Source organism: Enterobacter sp. A103, from assembly GCF_034427535.1.
GTDB lineage: Bacteria > Pseudomonadota > Gammaproteobacteria > Enterobacterales > Enterobacteriaceae > Enterobacter > Enterobacter asburiae_B.
Genome location: NZ_JAXQPQ010000015.1, coordinates 21937 through 43134, shown reverse-complemented (window position 1 = coordinate 43134; position 21198 = coordinate 21937). Strand labels below are relative to the sequence as shown.

At 50.7% G+C, this 21198-nt stretch carries 17 protein-coding genes and 6 pseudogenes; 11 read left to right on the top strand and 12 right to left on the bottom strand.

From position 1 onward, the window contains the following. Positions 1-178 precede the first annotated feature (178 nt). Both SPH27_RS22005 and SPH27_RS22000 read right to left on the bottom strand, forming a co-directional pair. Positions 179-843 (bottom strand): annotated as a pseudogene (locus SPH27_RS22005) (helix-turn-helix domain-containing protein); the annotation flags it as partial. A gap of 195 nt (positions 844-1038) precedes the next feature. Beyond that, a pseudogene (locus tag SPH27_RS22000) lies at positions 1039-1410 on the bottom strand (GNAT family N-acetyltransferase); the annotation flags it as partial. A 368-nt stretch (positions 1411-1778) separates the two neighbouring features. Between SPH27_RS22000 and SPH27_RS21995 the strand changes: the two are divergent. The 4 genes from SPH27_RS21995 (at position 1779) to SPH27_RS21980 (ending at position 6791) form a co-directional block, all read left to right on the top strand. Beyond that, entirely contained in the window at positions 1779-2591 is an 813-nt protein-coding gene (locus SPH27_RS21995; RefSeq protein WP_322435865.1) for a fimbria/pilus periplasmic chaperone, read from the top strand. A 95-nt stretch (positions 2592-2686) separates the two neighbouring features. Continuing rightward, a complete protein-coding gene (locus SPH27_RS21990; protein WP_322435864.1) occupies positions 2687-5311 on the top strand; it encodes a fimbrial biogenesis usher protein in 2625 nt (874 codons plus the stop codon). 84 nt (positions 5312-5395) lie between these two features. Beyond that, entirely contained in the window at positions 5396-5950 is a 555-nt protein-coding gene (locus SPH27_RS21985) for a fimbrial protein (RefSeq protein ID WP_322435863.1), read from the top strand. 91 nt (positions 5951-6041) lie between these two features. Then, positions 6042-6791, top strand: coding sequence for a hypothetical protein (locus tag SPH27_RS21980; RefSeq protein WP_322435862.1), 750 nt, complete (start codon positions 6042-6044; stop codon positions 6789-6791). Between the two features lie 456 nt (positions 6792-7247). On the opposite strand, the pseudogene SPH27_RS21975 reads toward SPH27_RS21980, so the two are convergent. The 3 genes and pseudogenes from SPH27_RS21975 to SPH27_RS21970 all read right to left on the bottom strand — a co-directional run. Further along, positions 7248-7812, bottom strand: a pseudogene (locus tag SPH27_RS21975) (Tn3 family transposase); the annotation flags it as partial. Further along, positions 7779-7970: a DUF4158 domain-containing protein gene (locus SPH27_RS23140; RefSeq protein WP_416208289.1), complete on the bottom strand. Its 192-nt coding sequence runs from the start codon at positions 7968-7970 to the stop codon at positions 7779-7781. The gene SPH27_RS23140 and the pseudogene SPH27_RS21975, both read right to left, overlap by 34 nt. Positions 7971-8252: 282 nt before the next feature. Beyond that, positions 8253-8423, bottom strand: coding sequence for an EAL domain-containing protein (locus SPH27_RS21970; protein WP_322435861.1), 171 nt, complete (start codon positions 8421-8423; stop codon positions 8253-8255). 694 nt (positions 8424-9117) lie between these two features. Between SPH27_RS21970 and SPH27_RS21965 the strand changes: the two genes are divergently transcribed. The 3 genes from SPH27_RS21965 (at position 9118) to SPH27_RS21955 (ending at position 10004) form a co-directional block, all read left to right on the top strand. Continuing rightward, positions 9118-9267 (top strand): hypothetical protein, encoded by a 150-nt coding sequence (locus SPH27_RS21965; RefSeq protein ID WP_322435868.1) that lies wholly within the window; start codon positions 9118-9120, stop codon positions 9265-9267. Beyond that, positions 9236-9436: a type II toxin-antitoxin system antitoxin SocA domain-containing protein gene (locus tag SPH27_RS21960; protein ID WP_322435860.1), complete on the top strand. Its 201-nt coding sequence runs from the start codon at positions 9236-9238 to the stop codon at positions 9434-9436. Before SPH27_RS21965 ends, SPH27_RS21960 begins: the two co-directional genes overlap by 32 nt. Before the next feature lie 202 nt (positions 9437-9638). Beyond that, complete coding sequence (locus tag SPH27_RS21955) at positions 9639-10004, top strand: hypothetical protein (RefSeq protein WP_322435859.1); 366 nt, start codon at positions 9639-9641, stop codon at positions 10002-10004. 332 nt (positions 10005-10336) lie between these two features. Here SPH27_RS21955 and SPH27_RS21950 read toward each other — a convergent pair whose 3' ends face one another. Beyond that, entirely contained in the window at positions 10337-10636 is a 300-nt protein-coding gene (locus tag SPH27_RS21950; protein ID WP_322435858.1) for an excisionase family DNA-binding protein, read from the bottom strand. A gap of 524 nt (positions 10637-11160) precedes the next feature. On the opposite strand from SPH27_RS21950, the gene SPH27_RS21945 reads away from it, so the two are divergent. After that, on the top strand, positions 11161-12162 hold the full coding sequence (locus SPH27_RS21945; protein WP_322435857.1) for a hypothetical protein: 1002 nt from the start codon (positions 11161-11163) through the stop codon (positions 12160-12162). 280 nt (positions 12163-12442) lie between these two features. Beyond that, positions 12443-13288: a dihydropteroate synthase gene (gene folP / locus SPH27_RS21940; protein WP_322435856.1), complete on the top strand. Its 846-nt coding sequence runs from the start codon at positions 12443-12445 to the stop codon at positions 13286-13288. A gap of 322 nt (positions 13289-13610) precedes the next feature. Here folP and SPH27_RS21935 read toward each other — a convergent pair whose 3' ends face one another. The 5 genes and pseudogenes from SPH27_RS21935 to SPH27_RS21910 form a co-directional block, all read right to left on the bottom strand. Next, positions 13611-13733, bottom strand: coding sequence for a hypothetical protein (locus SPH27_RS21935; protein WP_322435855.1), 123 nt, complete (start codon positions 13731-13733; stop codon positions 13611-13613). Beyond that, complete coding sequence (locus tag SPH27_RS21930; RefSeq protein WP_322435854.1) at positions 13733-15232, bottom strand: prophage tail fiber N-terminal domain-containing protein; 1500 nt, start codon at positions 15230-15232, stop codon at positions 13733-13735. Before SPH27_RS21930 ends, SPH27_RS21935 begins: the two co-directional genes overlap by 1 nt. 44 nt (positions 15233-15276) lie before the next feature. Then, positions 15277-18787 (bottom strand): annotated as a pseudogene (locus SPH27_RS23135) (host specificity protein J). A gap of 9 nt (positions 18788-18796) precedes the next feature. Next, positions 18797-19402, bottom strand: coding sequence for a tail assembly protein (locus SPH27_RS21915; protein WP_416208288.1), 606 nt, complete (start codon positions 19400-19402; stop codon positions 18797-18799). After that, positions 19300-20037 carry a C40 family peptidase gene (locus SPH27_RS21910; RefSeq protein WP_322435850.1) on the bottom strand — a complete coding sequence of 246 codons (738 nt, stop codon included), beginning with the start codon at positions 20035-20037 and terminating at the stop codon, positions 19300-19302. Before SPH27_RS21910 ends, SPH27_RS21915 begins: the two co-directional genes overlap by 103 nt. 179 nt (positions 20038-20216) lie before the next feature. Here SPH27_RS21910 and SPH27_RS21905 point away from each other — a divergent pair. Both SPH27_RS21905 and SPH27_RS21900 read left to right on the top strand, forming a co-directional pair. Next, positions 20217-20354, top strand: a pseudogene (locus tag SPH27_RS21905) (hypothetical protein); the annotation flags it as partial. Then, positions 20290-20430, top strand: a pseudogene (locus tag SPH27_RS21900) (type I toxin-antitoxin system Hok family toxin); the annotation flags it as partial. The pseudogenes SPH27_RS21905 and SPH27_RS21900, both read left to right, overlap by 65 nt. 68 nt (positions 20431-20498) lie before the next feature. Here the strand turns inward: SPH27_RS21900 and SPH27_RS21895 are convergent. Continuing rightward, on the bottom strand, positions 20499-21197 hold the full coding sequence (locus tag SPH27_RS21895; RefSeq protein ID WP_322435849.1) for a phage minor tail protein L: 699 nt from the start codon (positions 21195-21197) through the stop codon (positions 20499-20501). Position 21198: the final 1 nt, after the last annotated feature.

Sequence of the window (21198 nt, the reverse complement as noted above, 5' to 3'; positions counted from 1 at the left end):
GTGTTATGCCCTTACTGTGGTTGCCTGAGCGCTTACTACGAAATCGACAAACTATCTGCTTTAAGAGAAAAAAACGGTAAAGGGCATCTGTCTGATTGGGATAACGTACTGAGAAACTATACAGGACCCGGTTAATTATCAGCAAGCACTGGGTTATACAGCAGAACTTACAGCGCTACCTGTATACCTGAACCAGCTTTATCATTTCCAGTGCGCGTCCCAGGCGTTTGTTGTCGACGATGGTACCCTGGTCCAGTTCTCCCAGCCGGTCGTAAGTGATGAAGGGCAGGGAAGTACCACCGGCACGGAGCTCGATAGTGCCATCCGGATACTGCCAGACATCGATGTATTTCCCCTGAAAACGACGATTTTCTTCATTATCTTCAAGCAGATATAGCTTCTTATCGTACTGTAATTGCAGGCCCGACGCGGTCGTGGCTGATGCACGCGAGGCGGCCGTAACTTGCGGGGGATCCATAAACCAGCCTGTGTCATCAGCTTGCGTACTGTCTCTTTGGCCAGATACAGCCCATGAACCTCGGCGAGCTTCTCACAGGCTAAAGTCGGGCCAAAATCAGCGTAGCGTTCGCGGATAATACGTAGTGCTCGTTCAGCGAGGCCCGGCATGAGTTGCTGGTTGCCAGGCTGGCCACGACTCTGGTTGTTCATGCCAAGCGGTCCGAGTTGATGATAGCGTTTCAGCAGTCGGCTGCAATGACGTGGCGTAATGCCGAGCATCTCCGCAGCTTGGCCAGGACGTAGATTGCGATCGATGACATCCTGAAGGATTTTGAGGCGGTTTACATCGTTCATTGAGAAAAACTCCGTTCCGTATGCCGTCATGAGTCTCATCCTTTGAAAGCAATTATCGCTGTGGTGAGACTGTAGCGCGGACATGTCTATTTGGTCAGAGACGGACATCTCAATTTAGCTACTACAAATTTAGTGCGCATAACAAAGATTATGTTAAATTTAGTCCGTCGTTCATTTAAAATCAATATGTTATTAATGATGCGCATCCCTTTCTTGCCAATGAATCTATTGCGGCAACTTAAGAAACAGAGTGTGTTCCTGGGTTTTCGATGGTTTAAAACCATGATGAAGATAAAACCCTTTGGCTTCTTCTGTCAGCGCATGAACCATAATTGCACGAACGCCTATATTTTCAGCCACCCGATAACAGCGCAATACTGCATCGTGCAGTAAATCAGCACCCAGCCCTTGTCCACGAAATGAGACATCGACAGCTAGGCGAGCAAGTATAATTACCGGGATTGGATCTGGTATATTGCGCCTGAGACTTCCCGTCGCTTCTACATGGTTAACGCTGCCGGTGGCCAGGGAGTAAAAACCGGAAACCTGTTTGGTGCCTGTTTTACAGATAACGAACGTACGGGCGGCACCGCGAACCATAAATTTTACGTGTTAATAACTGCTATTTGATCGGCGCCACCGATCAATTGAGTGTTTTTTTGGGTATTGCGGGTGATTTATTTCCTGCATGGAGTGAATTAATCCGAAATTTATTTGTTAACAAATGGCGAATTACTGAAAATAAATGTTTTTATGTGTTTCTGAATTGTTACCATTTAGTTTATTTTACAGGGTATCGAAGTCTATATGACTGTTTTTTTTATCCTTTTTAAATATGTGCAATAATATACTTTTTATAAATTCCTCATGCTCCCATTTTTTCTTCTTTGGTTATAGCATTCTAACTAAATTGACCAGCTCCCTGAGTCGGGAGAGGTTTTTCTATATCTCGGACTTAATCAATCATGAAATCAAATCATCATCAGAAAAAAAGAAAGTCTTTCTCCTACGGGGGGGAACCGGCAGAATTAAAATCTCTGTTGTCGGCGTTTGGTCTGGCAGAGCGTTGTTGCCTGGACGCCCTGTCTCCACTCGTGGTTTTCACAAGAATGTTAGTTGTCGGAGCATGTTTTCTTATTTCCGTCCCGACCTTTGCAGAAGGGGGGGTATCTGTTCAGGGGACACGAATTATTTACCCACAAAACGCAAAAGAACAAACTGTGCGGGTCAGTAATTCTTCAACCACCGCTTCTTTTCTGGTTCAGTCGTGGGTGGAAGATGCTCACGGTAAAAAAAGTGATGACTTTGTGGTCACTCCTCCTCTTTTTCTTAGTACGCCGGGGAGAGAAAACACCCTTCGCCTTCTATTTACCGGAGCGTCGTTACCGCAGTATAAAGAGTCATTATATTATTTTGTTACAAAGCAAATCCCTTCAGAAGACAAAAAGGAGCTCGAGGGTAAAAATATCCTGAAGGTCGCACTGGCAACCCGAATTAAATTGTTTGTCCGCCCTGACGATCTGGCCGTCGCCAGAGAAGACGCGCCTTCACTTTTATCGTTCACTCATGTTTCGTCGGGACTTGATATTTATAATCCCACACCCTATTACCTAACCCTGACACACCTGAATGCAAACGGGCATGCTCTTAATGATATTATGGTTAACCCGAACGAGCATTCTTATGAGAAAGCGCCGGCGGATGTAAATATGGTGGTGCTTAAGTCTCTTGATGACTACGGTGCAGAAACGAAACAGCTGCAATACACAATTAAATGACAACCCCGTAACATTATCTTTATGTTGCGATTGCGAATAAATTAAATGTCTAAAGTTAATTCTTTCAACTTATTAAAGCCGGTTTACGCTAACAAATGACATTGCTAGTAAAGATTAAATATCATCTCAATCAATCAGGTAGAGTGATTTTATTATTAACATTGTTGCTTCTGTCATATTCTCGTGTGACCAGCGCCAGACTATATTTTGACCCATCAATGTTATCAGGCGATCCGAATCAGGTGACAGACCTTTCCCGGTTTGAGGACGGACAAAACCAGCTTCCCGGTGTTTATCTGGTTGATGTTTATCTGAACGGCCACAGTGTATTTAGCAGGCAGCTTCGCTTCGAAACCATACCTGCTCCTTCTTCTCTTCCCGCAGGAAAGGCCAAAAGCAATGACGGTGAAGTTCGTGACAGTACGGGGCTGGCAGCCTGTCTGACGAAAAAAGAACTGGCTGAACTGGGAGTTAATTTCTCTGCCGTAGCGGACCTGCAGTCGGTTCCTGACGGGCAGTGTGTTTCCCTCGGGAAATATATTCCTGGTGCTTATATCGCGTTCAACTTTCAGGCCATGCGTCTGGATGTCAGCATTCCCCAGATTGCCCTCCGCAGCAATCCACGTGGCTGGATACCTCCGGAGCAGTGGGATGAAGGCATCAATGCTGCGCTGTTGAGCTGGCAGTTCAGTGGCAGCAACAGCCAGACCGGGAGTAATGACAGCAGCAGTCAGTACCTGAACTTAAGCAGCGGGGTAAACTTTGGCGCCTGGCGTCTGCGGGATAACAGTGTGTGGAGTCATTATACAAGCAGATTTGGACATAATCAGCGCTGGCAACATTTGGATACCTATATTCAGCGTACCGTTATACCGCTGAACAGTGAATTTACTGGCGGGGACAGTACCACAGGCAGTGATGTGTTCGATTCACTTACATTCCGGGGGCTTCAACTGGCCACGGACGATACTATGTACCCTGATTCCATGCGCGGCTTTGCGCCGGAAATCAAAGGGGTGGCAAACAGCAACGCCCAGGTCAGTATCACGCAGAACGGCAATGAGGTTTATCGGACCTTTGTTGCACCGGGAGCCTTTGTGATTAATGATCTCTATCCCCTCTCCTCGGGAGGGGACCTTGAGGTCACGGTTAAAGAAGCGGATGGTGCCTTACGGGTATTCACCGTGCCTTACTCCTCCCTGCCGGTTCTGCAACGTCAGGGGCGTATTCGCTACAGCCTCACCGCGGGGCGTTACCGAAGCAATAATGACCGCTACACCCATCCTGCATTTGTTCAGGGGACCCTGCAATGGGGACTCCCGTTCAGTATTACGGCGTACGGGGGAACCCAGCTTGCCGATAATTATCAGGCAATTGCCATCGGAACGGGGTTTAATATGGGGGGCTGGGGGGCACTGTCCTGGGATGTGACTCAGGCTGACAGCCTGCTGGCGGATGGCTCCCGCCATCAGGGCCAGTCCCTGCGCGTCCTGTATGGTCGCTCACTGATATCTACCGGCACAACATTCCGGCTGGCGGGTTATCGTTATTCCACTCAGGGCTTCCATACCCTGGATGAAACTGCGCTGAAAAAAATGTCCGGCTGGTTAGTTAACCCGGATATATCAGATGCTGCCGGGCATCCTGTCAAAGCTGACTGGAATGACTATTACAACCTTTACAGCAGCAAACGTGAGCGTCTTCAGATTAATATTTCTCAGCGACTCGGTGACTTGGGTTCTCTCTATGTTACAGGTAACCATCAGAGCTACTGGCATAAAAGCACTGTCACAGACTCCTTTCAGATAGGGTTCAGCGGCATGCTGAGTCGTATCACCTACAACCTGTCTTACGACTACAGCAGGATGAGTGACCGGGCGCAGAGGAACAGGACATTTTGGCTGTCACTGTCAGTCCCCCTTGAGGCACATGTCAGTGAACATCCGGTGTGGGCTACTTACAGCGCACGCAGTGATACCGACGGTGGAGTCACACATCAGGCCGGCTTAAGCGGAATGGCACTGGCGGAAAATAATCTTGACTGGAGCGTATCGCAGGGATACGGGCGTCAGGAGAAAGAAAGTGGTGATGCGGGTATGAGCTATCAGGGTACATACGGTAATGCCTCGTTCGGATACGGCTATGGTAAGGACTACCATCAGTGGCGCTACGGGGTGTCAGGTGGCGCGGTACTGCACAGTGAGGGCCTGACGCTTGGGCAACCGCTGGGTACCACCAGTGTGCTGGTAGTTGCTCCCGGGGCGGTGGATGTTCCGGTAGAAAACAGTACCGGTGTTCACACCGACTGGCGGGGTTATTCGATTGTTCCCTATGCCAATGCTTATCGTGAAAACGACGTCATGCTGGATACCAGCAAGCTTGACGACCATACCGATATCAGCAATGCAGCGGTTCAGGTCGTGCCCACGCATGGCGCGGTGGTGAAGGCTCACTTTGACACATACACAGGGGCCCGGGGCCTGATTACGCTGCAGCATAACGGCAGGCCCGTTCCCTTTGGGGCAACCGCCACCCTCGCTGCCGGTAACAGCGATCTGGTGGGTGACAATGGTCAGGTTTATTTGTCCGGTATGGCGCAGGACGTCAGCCTGACGGCGAAATGGGGTAACAAGCCTGACCAGCAATGTGTCATGCACCACCGTCTGACAGAGAACGAGCTTCATGCCCGGCTGGTGCGTTTTCAGGAAAACTGTCGCTGACTTTCCGGCGTTTTTTTTGTAAGTCCGGGAGGGAGACCTCCCTTCATCATGTTAATAGTGTAACCAATTGAAAAAGGAAATAAAATGCCTTCATATATCAATAAATTTACCACACTGAGTCTGTTGTCCTCGACTTTGCTGGGCGCATCATGGATGGCTAGTGCGGTCGTTCCGCCGACGACCAACACGGCCAACTCGGCGACGGTAAACGTCACCGCCAAGGTACTGGCAACTACCTGTACTCCCAGCTGGAGTAGTGATACGGAAGTCAAGCTCGGGAGTGTATCCACAGCTTCAATGGGAAACGCGGTAGGAGATGCGGGGCTGTCGAAAGACTTCAACCTGTCGCTGACACACTGTGATCCCGGGGTTACCTCGGTGGATGTCACCGCGAGAGGGACACCTGATACCGATGTTGCTGAAACCTATGCAAACAGTGAAGCTACGGGGGCAAAATTCGTGGCGGTTAAGTTGCTCACGGGAACTGAAGTACTTTCTAACGGGAAATCGCACAATTTCACTGCTGCAAGTAATACTATCAATATGCCATTTACGGCAAAACTGATTAACACGAAAGGAACCGGTGTCACACCAGGTGCTGTGAAAAGTAAAATTACGCTGGATATTGCCTACGAGTAATCGAAGCTGCTTATCATACCCATATCCGAACACAAAAGCGGCTCTTGTGTCGCTTTTGTGTTACAGAGCTAATTTAACGTGCGGGAATATCATGGAGTTAATTACTTTATTATTTTTAATTACTTTGTTCAGTTCGTGTGCAGAAGCCCAGACAATTTCAAATTCAGCCAACGGGGTAGATGCGTCGACTACCTACATGACTATCGGAGGTGATTATTCTACTTGGAACAGTTTTATCTGCTCAAGTGACTTACCAAACATTACCTTTAACTCAGGTTTCACCAGTTTAAGTTCTAGCAAAGATTCTGATATAGCCGATATCTCCGGTGGAGAATGCGATGGCTCTACTGTTTATACAGTCAGGGGGGACTACTTTCAATTGCGTGGTACTGCTATATTTAATCCCAATGGCAGGAAAGGAAATATTAAATTTACATTTAAAAAACCTGACGGCAGCCCCGGTTCTATTCTAAATTCTGTAATTGATGCAGGCAAGCCTAACAATATCTCTAGTCAATGTTCGGCTGACGTGCCCCGTAGCGTGAATCTCGGGACAAGCACTGCAGGCGGAAGCGCAAAATCAGTTGAGCTTGTTACTAATCCAAAAGGAACAGGCACGATAACCTACACACCAGGCCTACGGGATGCAACACAAAATCCGATACTTTCTTCTGGAACTGATTCTCTTTCATATCATATAACTGGGACAGGGATAACTAATATTGATGGGATGATATCCGGACCTATAAATATATCCAGCATTAAGATTGATTCCATATCAACGTCACAAAAAGCGGGTTTGTACTCCGGTTCATTAATAGTGTCAATAACCTGCCAGTAGGTTAATATTAACCGGAGCAGGATTTTGAGCCTTACCGGGTTTGAGTAAGTCTAAACGCTTAGAGAAAATAAATCCGAAATGACATCCAGTCGAACCCGCTGGAGGAAGGTTGTCCGAATTCTGCTGGAACAGCGCAGCGAATATCACCCTGCATCCGCTGCCATAAATTAAATCCCCCAAAGGCAGGCTGCAGGGTTCTGTCGCATTAAGGTGGCGCCAAGTAAGATACTTTTATTTTATGATGTTGATGAGTCATGTCTTTGAGCCGAAACATCTTTAGGCGCCTGCATTAAGAAAACCCGCACTTACAACGACAACAGCATGCGGTTATTCTTTAAATTGACCAGACATAAGGAATAGCTCTCGCTTGTTGCCAGATAATTCAACGTTACAGCGTTTTTTCTATCTGGTGCTTTCACGTTGCACTCTGCCTCGGTACTCTCAGGACTTGCGAAGAATTTTTCGGAGTTGTTTTCGATACATCTCTCTGACGGTATCCAGCGCGTCGCTGAGCTGCATTGCGGCGGGAGCAGCCCTGAACTGCAACGTGGACAGCATCCGGGGGGCGTATTTACGCAGCGTACTGTATTTTTTCGGTGATCAGATGCAACGGCTCGAAGTTGTCCTTACGTGACAGGAACCGCGTCTCTTCCACGCTGTTGATGAATTCCTGCCAAGGAAGGACGTCCTCTATTGCGGCCTAGGGATCTTCCCCGGATTCTCTGTCATTAAGCAATACCTGCCCGACGGTAACGTATTGCTTCAGCTTACTCTGAATCAGCTTTCCTGTTTGCTGAAGTCGTACGGCCTGCGTGCGTTTTGCCCTACTGAACAGACGGCCAAGAATACGTTCGTGCAGATCAATAACTTCGTCAGTCAAGGTGGCCCTGGCTTCCGATATGATACAAACCAGTGAGGCATAACGGCGAACATCCGTAAATTTTGCCAGGTCACGGCTACTCATTTTCCTGCTTTCGCGTGCGAGTTTCAGGAGCCGGTTCTGGTGAACGGAAAGCTCAATACAGCAAAACCCGGGCGGTTAGCTGGCCTGCGGTGTTTATTAACAAGCACGAGGTCATGCTCACTCAAAAAGCACATGCGGGTCAAAAGAACGTCATCATCCGGTACGACCAGCAAGCATTCTTTTTCTTCACTACTGAGTATTTGTCTCCGCTGCATAAATGCTTCCCCTGCATATAGTTCATTATAGTAACATCTGCACTGATCGAAATCGGTCGGTTGAACTCACAGGGCATTGAAGTCGATGATGCGTTAGTGATCTCTGAATCGATTGAAGTCTAAGGTTGTCAGGGCTGCAACAGCAGCCCTGTGCCAGAAGCAGACGTAATGGCTAAAAAACATTAGCATTAATGATTCAATTTATTTTCTGACCACATAATGAACTCAGTTTTTTGGAGCGCTTTACTGGATAACTATCCTTGTCCAAATTGAACACCATGTTCAATCAACCAGTCTTTCTGTTTCAATTCCTTCAGCTGCCATCTTTATACCCAAGGTGTGAGCAATCTCAATAATGTGTAGTGTGACTTTCATTTCTTCCAAGCTATTGATAAATGCTTTATCGATTTTTAATACGTCAATAGGTAACTTCTGCAAGATGGTTTTAAGCATATTAGTCTTAATGATTGCCGCGAAGCAGAGCGGTAATCATTACAGTGCCCTACATGATGAAACTCACAGCAGCATCAGGTCGGATTTTTCCGCTTTTCCGAAAGCTGCTGGCTGGCTCTAGTACATGGGGTCAGTTTGGATATAGAGAATTATTGTACGGTAAGCCTGTTTTTTGAACAGGCTTACCTATAGCAGTTGGGTGTACTTCCGCGCTATACGGCCTTTTCAGGGATTTGACCTTAATCGGATAACCTAAATGCGATACCTCAAGGGCGATAACTTAAAAGTGATAGCCGCTGACGCCAAATCAATCCCTTACGCACCACGATTGGTTAAATAATGCTCCTAACGTACAAAAATTTCTGATCTCCAAACTGACCCCTATACTGGAGGAAATGTTTGAAGAATCCGACATGTGGCTGACACATGGTTAGCCATGCGTGCGCTTGAAAAAATTGTGTTAGCCCCTACATGTGGGGTTGAAAAATGAAAAACACCACTAATTGGTATTATTTGATGAAAAAAAACATTAACATCAAAATTTTCTACTATCATGAGCACGATTTTAGACAAAAATCCTATCCGATTTTGAGTGACTACAAGCTGTAAACTTATTAATATGTACTAAAGGTTACCAATACGGTAAAATCCTCTAAAGACAACTGGTAATTCATACAGCACAAGGAGGCAAAAAATGGCTTATTCAGCTATCGCTGTTGCAAATGCCTTCATTGAGAAGGCGAACGAAAGAGGTATCTGTGACCTTTCTCCTATGAAATTGCAAAAACTTGTTTTTTTTTGCACATTCTTGGATGCTTGCTTTGTCTGGAAAACCACTGATTAAGGAACCTGTAAAAGCCTGGAAGTATGGACCTGTGATTGATTCTATCTATCATGAATTTAAATCATACGGCTCCAGAAATATCGTTTCTCTCGGTACCGAATTTGAAGGTTTAGATAGCGATGATGTGTTTGATATGAAATACATTATCCCTAATGTTGCCGAAGAATGATGAGCATGCCAACGCGATTATTAATGCAATATTAGATACTTATGGCAACAGAACAGCTACATACTTATCTAATTTAACCCATGAACCAGGTTCCGCATGGGCGGTAACTCGCAAGTTACATTGTGATGGCGGCGTGAGGGAGTTTGTTATCCCAAACGACATTATCAAAGAAACGACCATCAAGAAATTAAAGATCGATTAAATGTCTGACAAGGATAAGTCTGGTTCTTTTTATACCCGCTTAGCACAAGCGGCAAATAATCAGAAAGAAGAGGAGCCAGTAATTGACTCCTCTTCCGACGAAATGGTTCAGGAAGAGCAAGATGACTACGCAGCGCAAGCAGCACCAGATCCAGAATCGTTAGCTGAAATAAAAAAGGCTGCGGCTTTATCCGACGCAAAATTTTCCAAGCTCAAACGAAAACTGCTTAAAGGTCAAGTAAGACGCCAGAAGCAGAACAACAAGATGAGAAAAATATATGCGTCTAAGGCATACAAATTTGTATGGCTTTGGTCAATTTTTTTCTTTCTTATCTTTTTACTTCTGGCTACAAAAACCTTACAATAGAGGCACTTGACTTCAAGCTCACATCAAAATTTGAGTTAAATGATCCTGTATTGATAGCTTTGATTACTGGGGTTACTGTAAATATTGTTGCAGTATTCATTATTGTTATGAGAAATCTTTTCCCTTCATCAGAAAAAGAAGATAAAGAAGCCGACAAGACCGTGGAAAAAACTGAGAAAAAATAAGATGCATTTTGCTGATAATGGCTAACATATTACAATAAGTCGGGGACGAAGAAAAATGACTTGATGACTAATAATATTTACGCCATCTACGCCAAGAATATATTCAGACCTCATTCAAAATCTATCGGCCACAACGCCGGGTTTTCTTTATTCCTTTTCAGGCATGTTAAGCATCCGACGCAGCGTTGTATTCACTTCTTTCTGTCGCCTCGTAAACGCCACCTCAGCTTCAACCCCTCGCTCTTTGTTCCTTAGCTTGGCTGGCTCTACTTCCACAGCTAGCAAGGCGGCCAGGCAATCTTCTTTCGTAAACAAGTACGGTGACTTGGGTCTATCGCTGACCCGGTAGGCTTTGAGTCTGCCTTCAAGAACCCACTGTGTGACGGTAGCCGTTGAGATGCCGAGTAGTCCGGCGGCTTCCTTTCGTGTCAATGTTAGCTTTTCCATGGATGCCCTCGCAATCCCGTTCGTCTAAAGCCATCCTTACACAAAACGCTTTACGGATGTATCATCAGGCGATGTGGCGATGACATACGATGGGGTAGAGGTAATCACTTTTGATCAGATTCGGCCAATGATGATCTCTGAAGAACTCGCGGTAGGTGGATCAAATCGTTGCCCCCACACCAATACAACCTGCTAACATGCATAATCTTGCTGCTAAGCTAGCATTGTGATAATTAATAAACAAACGAAATTCTAGCTCGTTAACGAGTGGCGACTATGCCATAATAATTATATTATTCAGGGGAGTTCACTTTAATCGTTTGTAGGCAGACGGTCAGCCCCTTATGTAGTATTCATACGTTTACATTCTGAGCAATGATTAATTTTGTATAATCTGACAAAAACAAACATCTGATATTACACACATTTTCATCTACATTCTCCTCTGCTAATATGATATTTTTAGTATCTTTCCATACGAGGTTATAACCATATTCCTCATAGCCACTGAAGAGGGTTTCAGTATGACTGACACACAGAATAATTTACCACCGAACACTCAACTTGCTTACCAGTCAGAGGGCAGCGATTTTGGAGGGCCGGTTAGCATTAATACGGTGATGTTTTCAAGCCGTCATCCATCCACTACTGACAGCCATGGAGATAATCTGTACCAGGTTGCAATACAAAAGAACGGAACCTGGGAACTGCAGCCAGTTCAGGTCAAATGGCCGGATGACAATAAACAACTTGTAGCCGGATTACATCTCAGCTCTGCTGAAATGATAACAGGTATAAGGCTTTACCATGTCGGTAATAGCACATTATTCAGAAAACCGGATTCGATTAATGCAAGTACAAGTGTCGCTAGTATGCCCCATGCCGAAGAGATTCCATTACCTGTATCGCCTGTGTGGCAAAATATCGCGATATGGAATCCGAAATTTGAAGAAGCTGGCCTTTGGCATAATAACGCTTATGCTTCTTACATCGGATGGGATATAGACCTTGGTGCAAGTGGTTATGGCGGCGAGTACGAGCACCACGAAGGAGTAAGAGTGTATGATAATGGGGGTAATAGTCGTATGTCCGGGGGAGATATAAGTATATATATCGCCGGGACGGAGTCGATAGAGCAAACGCTATCTGAGAAATTTAATTCTGCGAATCAATATCGATTGTCTGTTGATACAAAACAAAAAGATAGTGATATAAAAAATGAATATCTTCAATTATGGGCTGGTGATACCAAATTAGGGGAAAAACTTGTTAGCACATCTTCAGACTGGACTACAACAACATTCAATGTGGATGGAGCAACATATTCATCTTTGACAGGGCAGCCGTTAAAGATAAAAATGGCTCCTGGGTCTGGAGATGGCGCGGTAGTTATAGACAATTTCAATCTTCAGAAACTGACACAGGCCATGTCATCCTTTGCTGCCCCTGATGGTATGAATGCCACCCCAGACATCCCAACTGTGAATCAAAATGTGGCACCCATGCTGACTTCCAACGTGGTTTAACTGAACTTGCGGGTACACCAGTACCCGCACTGTCACGGGATCCAGTTACAGTATGTTTGCATTTAGCGGAAATAATCAACCAGAGGGACTTCAGCAACCGTACATTTGTACTTATAGTCCAAAGCATATTTAATAACCAGGGAACCTTCACTGAGGTTTTTTATTATCTTAAATAAGATTATTTTGATGCTATGCACAACCCAACCTTTCTCAAAACAGATGTCGAAACTTTGAAAGCAGCATTTGCCATAATGCTCAGTAAAAAGAGATGGATTAATCAATGAAACTACAGGCAAGAAACTCTACTCTAGATTTGTCTGTTCCCCATGTCATGGGGATCCTTAATGTCACTCCTGATTCATTTTCTGACGGAGGATGTTTCAACACCTTTGATGCAGCAATCAGCCACGCCGAAAACATGATAAAGGATGGTGCTACAATTATTGATATTGGAGGAGAGTCAGCCAGACCGGGAGCCGGTGTCATCAGCGTTGACGAAGAGCTCCATCGAGTTATTCCAATCGTCGAGGCTGTAGCCACAAGGTTCGATGTCTGGATTTCTGTCGATACTTCGAAACCCGAAGTAATTAGAGAAGCTGCATCAGCCGGAATGCATTTGATTAATGATATTCGCTCTCTGAGTGTCTCCGGTGCCCCCGAAGCTGCGGCGAAAACTGGTTTGCCTGTATGCCTGATGCATATGCAAGGGCAACCAGCCAGCATGCAAAATGCTCCCGTTTATGATGACGTCGTGGCTGAAGTTAGTTTGTTTTTTAGTCAGCAAATCCAGACATGCATGAGAGCTGGAATAAAAAGAGAAAATATCATCCTTGATCCAGGATTTGGCTTTGGTAAAACCCTCAGTCATAACTATCAACTCTTGCACAATTTAGATTATTTTAATCGGTACGAGTTGCCATTATTGGTTGGGATGTCACGCAAGTCGATGATCGGTAAATTGTTAAGCAACGCTGATACTGCGCATCGACTCAATGGGACAATTGCAAGCTCTGTTATGGCGGCAATGAAAGGAGCGCATATTATTCGCGTACATGACGTTAAAGAAACTTACGAAGCATTACAAATAGTCAGAGCAACCCTTGAGCATTACAAACTCAACTTCTGATACTAAGTCATGCATATAAGCTTTAACAGTATTCTGTTGTAAACAGAACCTTATTTACCGCACAGCTGTTTATATTCATTAACATTACTTACAATTAAGTATCTCAACGGACAGGAATGTAATTTGTACAAAAATGAACATATTCCTGCATTGATAGCGTGGGTATATGACGGTATATTTTTTCATTGAGTGGAACGACAATTCCTTTTGTTTCGGTTTCAGGGAGGCCCGTGCCTCCCTTTTTTTTTCACCTCACCCGGTATACTCACTCTTTTCAGGCATGAACCTGTCGTGTTCATAACGGCCCTCTTTGTCTGCGCCCTCACCCGCAGGCACCAGCAGGCACCAGCAGGGCTCCTTTTATCTCCGGCAGGTTTTCCTCGTCCACCAGGATCAGATTACCCACCCGGCCATCCTTAATCACTGCATACGTTTTGACATTCATCAGCTGTACTCCCAGATATAAACAACACCAGGCCGCCCGGCCCTGACCCCTTCATCAATCCCTTTCAGGGCAGGATTATATCCGGGTGAGCCGGCACCGTACCCCCGAGCTGACTGATAGAACGCGGCCTGGGTTATATTCATGACCGGGGGCGTGCTTCCCAGCGGCGTCTCGCCACCGGTGGCCTGCATTACTGCGGCATCGCCCCCGGCAGGAATGAGCCACGTGATAAACATGAACGGGGCGCTGTGGGCCAGCAGCGTGAATTTTTCCCCCGGTCCGAGCCAGCCGAACCCGGGACCGGTGTCTGCGTGAAGTATCACCGGTGCGGGCGGCACCGCACCGTCAAAACTGACGACTCGGGAAACCCGCCCCCCCTCCACCATAATGACCGGTTCGATAAGGGTGTCACCGCCGTTTTTGCCCGTAACGGCGGCCCCCGTCTGCACGTCATATTCCGCTTCAATATCAGGCTCTGTCACCATCACCCTGGCATATGCACCGCTGGATGCTGGCGTGCTCAGCGTGTCAGGCCGGTTATCCTGAGTGTAGTCGCTGCCACCGGCAGCCTGCACTTCAAATATGATGCGTGTTGTTCCCGGTGATGGCACATATTTCCCGGAGACTTCCATTTTTTTAAACGCGATCAGACGTCCGGAACCGGCAGCAGCGCCCTGTGCATCCGCGGCATGCTGCGCGGCCAGTAGTTCTGACGCATGTGCATTTGCCTCTGAGGTACCTGCAGCTGTCGCACTGACTGCAGCATTATCCTCAGACGTTTTGGCCGCAGCCTTACTGCCCGCTGCTGCCGAGGCGCTGGCCGCTGCGTTGTCTTCAGACGTTTTTGCCGCAGTCTTACTGTCCGCCGCAGCCGTAGCGCTGGCCGCAGCATTATCCTCAGATGTTTTGGCCGCAGTCTTGCTGCCCGCTGCTGCCGAGGCGCTGGCCGCTGCGTTGTCTTCAGACGTGTTTGCCGCAGTCTTACTGTCCGCCGCAGCCGTAGCGCTGGCCGCTGCGTTGTCTTCAGACGTTTTTGCCGCCGTCTTGCTGCCCGCTGCTGCCGAGGCGCTGGCCGCTGCGTTGTCTTCAGACGTTTTTGCCGCAGTCTTACTGTCCGCCGCAGCCGTAGCGCTGCTTTCTGCCCGCTGGCGATCGAGAGCAATATCTGCAGCAAGTTTCTCAAATCGGGCCATCAGATTTTCATCAAGGTCAGCAGACTTTATTTTTGTCAGAAAGTCGTTCAGCGTGCCCGGTGCTGAGTAGCTCCTGACCTCAATCTTTCCCACTTCCTGTGGTGGCCAGCCCGGTATGACCAGCGTCACCCGGTAATCTCCCGGCTCAACATCCATACTGTAACTGCCGGCACTGTCCGGTGCGGTTTCTCCCCGGGTGGTCACTATCACCGTCTGGGTGGTTCCGGTGGCCGTGAGGCGGATAATGCAGTCCGGAATGGGTTTACCGACGGCATCCTTCAGCACGCCGCTGATTTTTACAGGCATAAATACTCCTCCGCGAAAGCAGATAAAAAAAACAGTGAATACACTCAGTGACGGCGGAGAAGCCCCGCCTGGCGGAATGCAAAAACAGAATAGTCCGCGTTAAACCGGGTGCGGGGTCCCCCGGTGCCGCCGGTATGCCCGCATTCCCACGTCAGGCTGACGTCCCCGGCTCCGGCTGGCAGGATAAAGCTGATGGCCGGAATATTACCGTTAAAGACACCGGACACCTCCCATACAACCGTGCTGCCGAGCTTTATCCGGCACCATGCACTGTGAACGGTGCCGTTTTCTATGGTGCCCCAGGTTCCGATGGAGGCAGAACTCAGCCCGGTACCGAACAGGCCGACCTTGACGGGAATGGCCTGACGCGTCAGAACAAGCAGCGTTCCGCTGGCCGTGGGAGTACCGGCATCATAATGTTCACTCTGGGCGATGAGAAAATCCCCGAGGTCCCCCCTGATATGCGTCGCTTCCAGCATTCCCTTAATTTCACAGGTCTCATCTATCACCGCATTGCTGAAATGACCGCTGGTCGCGGTGATGTCTCCGCTGATGGTTGCCTGGCGCGCGGTCAGCAGGCCGTCCGGCGTCAGGCTGAATGACGGCGGGCTTCCGGAAGAGGTTATCTGTGCTGCGTACAGATTTTTCAGGTACACCTCGTTCATGATGAGCTGGTTACCCTGCGCCACAAAAAGCGGCGTGGTATTGCCGTCCGCCGGATTCACCATGGCAATACGGTCTGCCGCCATCAGTATCTGGCTCTGCATGCCCTCCGGCGTGTTTTCCATGCCCACGCCCAGACCGGCGATATAATACTGACCGTTACTGAGCTGCTGCAGCTTCACTGCCCACATGGCGTTAAGCTTATTACCTGTTTCTGCCTGGACTTTTTCAATCTGCTGAATGGTGGTGGTCTGGTCGCCCAGCTGCTTACCGACCATCTGTTCAATCTCGCTTTTCGTGTCGTCCACTTTTTGCGAGAGGTTTGTGAAATCTCCCTGCAGCTCGCTGTTGTCGATTTTTTTGTAAAACTCACTGCCCAACCAGCTCTGGTCGATTTTTTCCCGGAATATCGGCAGCATCCCCTCCGCATCACTGCGGGGTGTGCCGGTGGCTTCCACAAAAACCGAGCGACCGGCCACATTCACGCTGCGCACGTAAAACCAGTACGCTTTACCCGGCAGGAGATTATCGCGCACCCACAGCGTACCGGTTCCCAGCAGGGTGGCATGCTCCGTCACGGTGCGCGTGTCGGTTATGCGCGTATCCGTGAACCAGAATTCAAACCGGGTGTGCAGGTTACTGCCTGCCAGCCGGGGGATGGCCGTCAGCTGAAAATAGCCAGCGACGATATCGACCGACTGCGGTGGCGGTGGCGCCGTNCAGCCGGGGGATGGCCGTCAGCTGAAAATAGCCAGCGACGATATCGACCGACTGCGGTGGCGGTGGCGCCGTAATGGCGAGGCTGACCTCCGCAGGCTCCCCCCGCTCGCCGCGGCTGCCCGTTCCGCAGACCTGCAGGGTATAATTCCCCTGCTCAGTGAGGGTGAACGCGATCTGCGTGTCCGGCGTGGTCAGGCGCATGACCTCCCGCCCCTCCCGTCTGACCACCACCTCAAAGCGCAGATCGTTCACCACGCGCGGCGTGTCCCAGCTCACGGTGATGCGGTAGCCATCCGCCACCGCCTCCGTCTCCGCCCGCAGGTGCCCCACGGGCGGTATGCGGGTGGTAAAGGCGGTGGAGGGGGTCGGGGCAAAGGTGGCGCCATTGTCCACGATGGCCTCTTTTTCCGGCACGTGCTGCAGGGCGGTCACCTCAAACGTGCCGTCACTCTTTTCACTGATGGCCACACAGCGGAACAGACGCCGCTGCAGGGAAGGCAGGGACAATCCCCAGACGTCGCCTGGCTCCACAGTGGCCGGTAATCCCGGTACGTGCAGCCGGTTTGCTGCCGGCGCGGAGTCCACCGTAAGCCTGACGGGTTTACCGTCTCCACCGGGCAGGGTGATATACGTCTGCCCTGCAGGCAGATGAACATCCCGGTCCAGCGTCAGAGTATGAGTGGCCACGTCAGCCACCAGCACCCGCCCGCCCAGCTGCAGCCCGCTGTAATCATTGTCCGCCACCTCGATAATATCGCCGGGCAGGTGCCGCAGCCCCTGCGCCCCGGTGTGAAAGGTGACAGTCTGTATCTCGAGTTTTTCCGTCGCGATAATCCACAGCCCGAAGCGGTGCGCCTGGCCACGCGAGGTACAGCCGAACGCATCCACCTTCAGCTCGTGGTACCCGTCCTGCGCGATGGCGGCGTCATCAGAGACATATTCCGTGGTGGTCTGCCAGCCGTTCGCCGGGTCGGTCCAGCGGACATACACCGCATTGTGCCGGTCCTTCAGGGCCGAGAAGGTATAACTGAACAGACCGCCCACCACGTTACTGCTGGTGTACACCCAGGCGCTGTCCCCGGGGCGGTCCTGCACAAATGACAGCTGTGCTCCGTTCCAGACCGGCATGCAGCGCATCACCGAGCAGATATCCGCAATCACGTCATACGCCGGCCGCGCGGCCGTCAGGCTGGCATTCAGCCGGGCGCGGGGTTCGGTACCGCCAAAACCATCCGGTACCGGCTGGTCACAGTACTGTCCGATGACGTACAGCGCCCACCTGTCCACCTCCGGGATACCGATGCGCCGGCCCAGCCCGTACCGCGGGTGGGTCAGCAGATCGTACAGGCACCACGCCGGATTATCCGTCCAGGCAGGCTTCAGCTGCCCCTGCCACAGTCCGGTATACGTCCGGGTGGCCGGGTCGTAATTGTCAGGCACCTGCACCACCCGGCCACGGATGTGGTAGTTACGCCGCGGGATCTGCCCGCCAAAATAATCGGCCAGCGCGGTGATCCCCACCACCGCAGAATTCGGATAGCGCTGACGCACGGCGATAATTTCGCTGTAGCTCACCCAGGAGGTTTTATCCTGCACCCTGTCGGTGGCGCTGTCGGCGGTGATGCGCACCACGCGGATATTAAACGGCCGCGCCGGCAGATTTTTCACCAGCACCGCGCGCTCATAGGCGGAGAGGGTCTTGCCGCTGAAGACCACGGTTGCATCGGTTACCCAGGCTCCGGAGCGTTGTACCTGCACCTCCACCGTGACCGAGGTACGAACCCGATCGCCGTCATTCTCCGTTTTTTCCAGCGCCGGCACGCCCAGAATCACCCGCAGCATGTCCACGTTCGCCGACGTGATGGTGCGGGTCACGGGGGTGGCCTGTTTCACCTCAGTGCCCACGCTCACCTCAGAGGCAGATTCTGCAAACCCGTCCAGCACAGTCTGCTCCTGCGTGCCGCTTCGCCATTCCGCCGTAAAGCCGTGAAAGTTCACGCTGCTATCATCATTAAGCACCGGCGTGTCGTTGAGCAGCACGCCTTTCATATCGCCAACGGGCCCCTCGATCGGTCCCTCGCTCAGCAGATCAACAATCTGCACCTTCTGCTGCGATTTCAGGTTATCGCGCTCTTCCTTCGGGGTGTGCCCCTTACCGCCACCTTTACCCATATCTGCGCCTTATTCGTCCCACACCGTTATTTCCTGGGAAACCACCCTGGAGCCCACCACCATTTCGCCATACACCACGGGTACCGGATTACCCTGCGCCACAGCGTTATCCAGCCCGGAGAAGTAGGTGTTCTGCCTGCCTTTATCGGTGTTGCGGGCAGCGGGTGTCTTTGGTACCGGCGTCAGCATATTCACAACGCCGCCGACGGCCATGCCAATACCGGCCGACATCAGTCCGGCGGCAACCGCAACACCCACTCCGGGAATGAACGACGCGGCAACCATCGCAGCCCCCAGGACCACCTGCATCAGTCCGCCCTTTGCCGCCCCCGCCACCCGCGGTACCAGATGGATAACGGCACCCTGCGGCAGCGGGTCGTTCAGCCGCTGATGCAGCTCATGCTCCCCGGTATCGCTGCCGGCAATGCGCAGCTGGTACCAGCCGGGGGAGATATGCGCCCGCAGACCGGGCAGCTGCATGACCAGGGCATGCAGGGCCTCCCGCGCGGTGGCTACCTGCAGGCGGAAGCGGCGGCCAAATCGCTGCAGATCGCCGTGAAAGACAATGGTTGCCATTCTCTGTGGCGCCAGAATGAGTGAGTCATGCGTTGCCATGAGTGGTTATACACCTCGCGTTTGCTGAGCTGATGGGGAAGATGATGAAGAATATGCTGGTCACCGCAGTAAACCGCGGCATGGTTGGCGACGGAGCCACCGTAGCAGCAGAGAATAATGTCGCCCGGCTGCGGGGTCATGACCCGGTAAAGACCAATGGACGGCAGATTGTCCAGATACAGGTTCTGCCCGTGCCGCCACCAGTCATCCTCGCGGACAAAGTCCGGGAGCTGAATACCGGCCAGCGCATAGGCGTCCCGGAACAGGGTGTAGCAGTCGGTGACGCCGTGCTCAAAGGTGCGCCCCGTCAGCGGGGGAATATTGCGCCAGACGGTTATTCTCCCGTCGCAGACCAGCCACCAGGGCAGCTCCGTCCGGCGCTGCGCCTGCCGGTCCGCCACGCTCAGCGTCGACGGTCCCTCAGGATGGCTGTGCACCACGGCAGTGATATCGCCTGCCGCAGCGGCCCGCAGCCAGTCGTCGGGTAAAATCTCAAAAAACTGCGTCGGGTCGGGATGGCGGTTTTCACAGGGAAAATACTGTTCACCTGCCGGCGTGGTAATCACAAGACCACAAGCCTCCTGTGGCGAGCACGCAGCCGCGTGCGCCAGAATGTGCTGTTCTGCCGGAGTCATGGGATGTCCAGAAATGGTAATATTTTGAAGGATGGCAACACCGGTTCGTGTTGCGAAGAAAAGGGAAAGCGCGTAAAAAGGCGGACGGGTGCCTGAGGCTTTTCAGTTTCGGGCATGAACAATAAGGTACTGAAAAGACGAAGGCCCCGACTGATATTTCTATCAACCGAGGCCAGCGCATGAACTTAGACAATTCAGATGTTAGCCTCTTACTCGCCTCACGGCAAGGAGAAAAAGGCTATGAAGCACAACCCCCTGATATGGTGTCTGCTGATCGTCTGCGTGACGATCCTCGTATTCACCCTTCTCACCCGCCAGACGCTTTACGAACTGCGGATACGGGACGGAGACAGGGAGGTTGCCGCTTCAATGGCCTGTAAATCCGTTAAGTAAGAGCCGGCGCGGGGAGAAATCCCCGCGTTTCTGGCTTGTCGGGTTCATGACCCCGGGCACCCGTTTTTTTACCGCCCCAGTTTCGCTATCGAGAAAAAGCACCCGATACTGTCCACGTTATTGCGCAGCTCGCAGCCGCGCCGGCAGTGGCTGCATTTGTCTTTCGCCGGTTCGGTTGTCGGTTTATCGAATTCATCCGCCACCGGCGGGCCGCTGTAACCGCACTCCGCGCTGCGGTAAACCCAGGTACAGACATCCGCCAGCATCACCCGCCCCGGAGTCTGGAGTCCGTCTGATTCCACCGGCTGCGACAGGGTAAGTGTCGCTGACAGCGCCGTCAGGCTGCTCAGTTGCTCCACCACCCAGCGGGTCACGATTTCCTGTGTCGGGTCAGCCTGCGAATTGCCGGCAGTAAAATTCACCGCATCCAGAAAACGGGCATACACCTGCCGGCGGGTCAGCCGGACACCGTTCAGTCCTGCATAATCGGCTGCCATCCCGGTGACCAGGCCAAACAGGTTTGACACTTTCAGCTCCGGCCGACCGGCAGGCCCCTTGCCGCTGAAGGTAAAGTTTTCCCCCTGCACCAGATAGGGTTCATAGACGTGCCCCTGCCAGATCACGCCTTCCCCTTTCTCGTTCACCCCGTTATGGAAGCGGTAAACCTGCCCGCCTTTCGGGGTTAAATCCAGCTCCCAGAATTCCAGCCGGGCGGACTGCGCCGCCTCAGTGGTTTCTCTTAGCATCAGTTGTGGCATGTCCTGCATA

Excerpts from the sequence above, each read along its gene's own strand:
- SPH27_RS23140 (WP_416208289.1), bottom strand. The coding sequence starts at position 7,970 with ATGCAGCGGAGACAAATACTCAGTAGTGAAGAAAAAGAATGCTTGCTG.
- SPH27_RS21910 (WP_322435850.1), bottom strand. The coding sequence starts at position 20,037 with ATGACTCCGGCAGAACAGCACATTCTGGCGCACGCGGCTGCGTGCTCG.
- SPH27_RS21985 (WP_322435863.1), top strand. The coding sequence starts at position 5,396 with ATGCCTTCATATATCAATAAATTTACCACACTGAGTCTGTTGTCCTCG.
- SPH27_RS21950 (WP_322435858.1), bottom strand. The coding sequence starts at position 10,636 with ATGGAAAAGCTAACATTGACACGAAAGGAAGCCGCCGGACTACTCGGC.
- SPH27_RS21980 (WP_322435862.1), top strand. The coding sequence starts at position 6,042 with ATGGAGTTAATTACTTTATTATTTTTAATTACTTTGTTCAGTTCGTGT.
- SPH27_RS21960 (WP_322435860.1), top strand. The coding sequence starts at position 9,236 with ATGCTTGCTTTGTCTGGAAAACCACTGATTAAGGAACCTGTAAAAGCC.
- SPH27_RS21970 (WP_322435861.1), bottom strand. The coding sequence starts at position 8,423 with ATGCTTAAAACCATCTTGCAGAAGTTACCTATTGACGTATTAAAAATC.
- SPH27_RS21915 (WP_416208288.1), bottom strand. The coding sequence starts at position 19,402 with ATGGCAACGCATGACTCACTCATTCTGGCGCCACAGAGAATGGCAACC.
- folP (WP_322435856.1), top strand. The coding sequence starts at position 12,443 with ATGAAACTACAGGCAAGAAACTCTACTCTAGATTTGTCTGTTCCCCAT.
- SPH27_RS21990 (WP_322435864.1), top strand. The coding sequence starts at position 2,687 with ATGACATTGCTAGTAAAGATTAAATATCATCTCAATCAATCAGGTAGA.
- SPH27_RS21930 (WP_322435854.1), bottom strand. The coding sequence starts at position 15,232 with ATGCCTGTAAAAATCAGCGGCGTGCTGAAGGATGCCGTCGGTAAACCC.
- SPH27_RS21945 (WP_322435857.1), top strand. The coding sequence starts at position 11,161 with ATGACTGACACACAGAATAATTTACCACCGAACACTCAACTTGCTTAC.
- SPH27_RS21895 (WP_322435849.1), bottom strand. The coding sequence starts at position 21,197 with ATGCAGGACATGCCACAACTGATGCTAAGAGAAACCACTGAGGCGGCG.
- SPH27_RS21995 (WP_322435865.1), top strand. The coding sequence starts at position 1,779 with ATGAAATCAAATCATCATCAGAAAAAAAGAAAGTCTTTCTCCTACGGG.
- SPH27_RS21965 (WP_322435868.1), top strand. The coding sequence starts at position 9,118 with ATGGCTTATTCAGCTATCGCTGTTGCAAATGCCTTCATTGAGAAGGCG.
- SPH27_RS21935 (WP_322435855.1), bottom strand. The coding sequence starts at position 13,733 with ATGAATGTCAAAACGTATGCAGTGATTAAGGATGGCCGGGTGGGTAAT.
- SPH27_RS21955 (WP_322435859.1), top strand. The coding sequence starts at position 9,639 with ATGTCTGACAAGGATAAGTCTGGTTCTTTTTATACCCGCTTAGCACAA.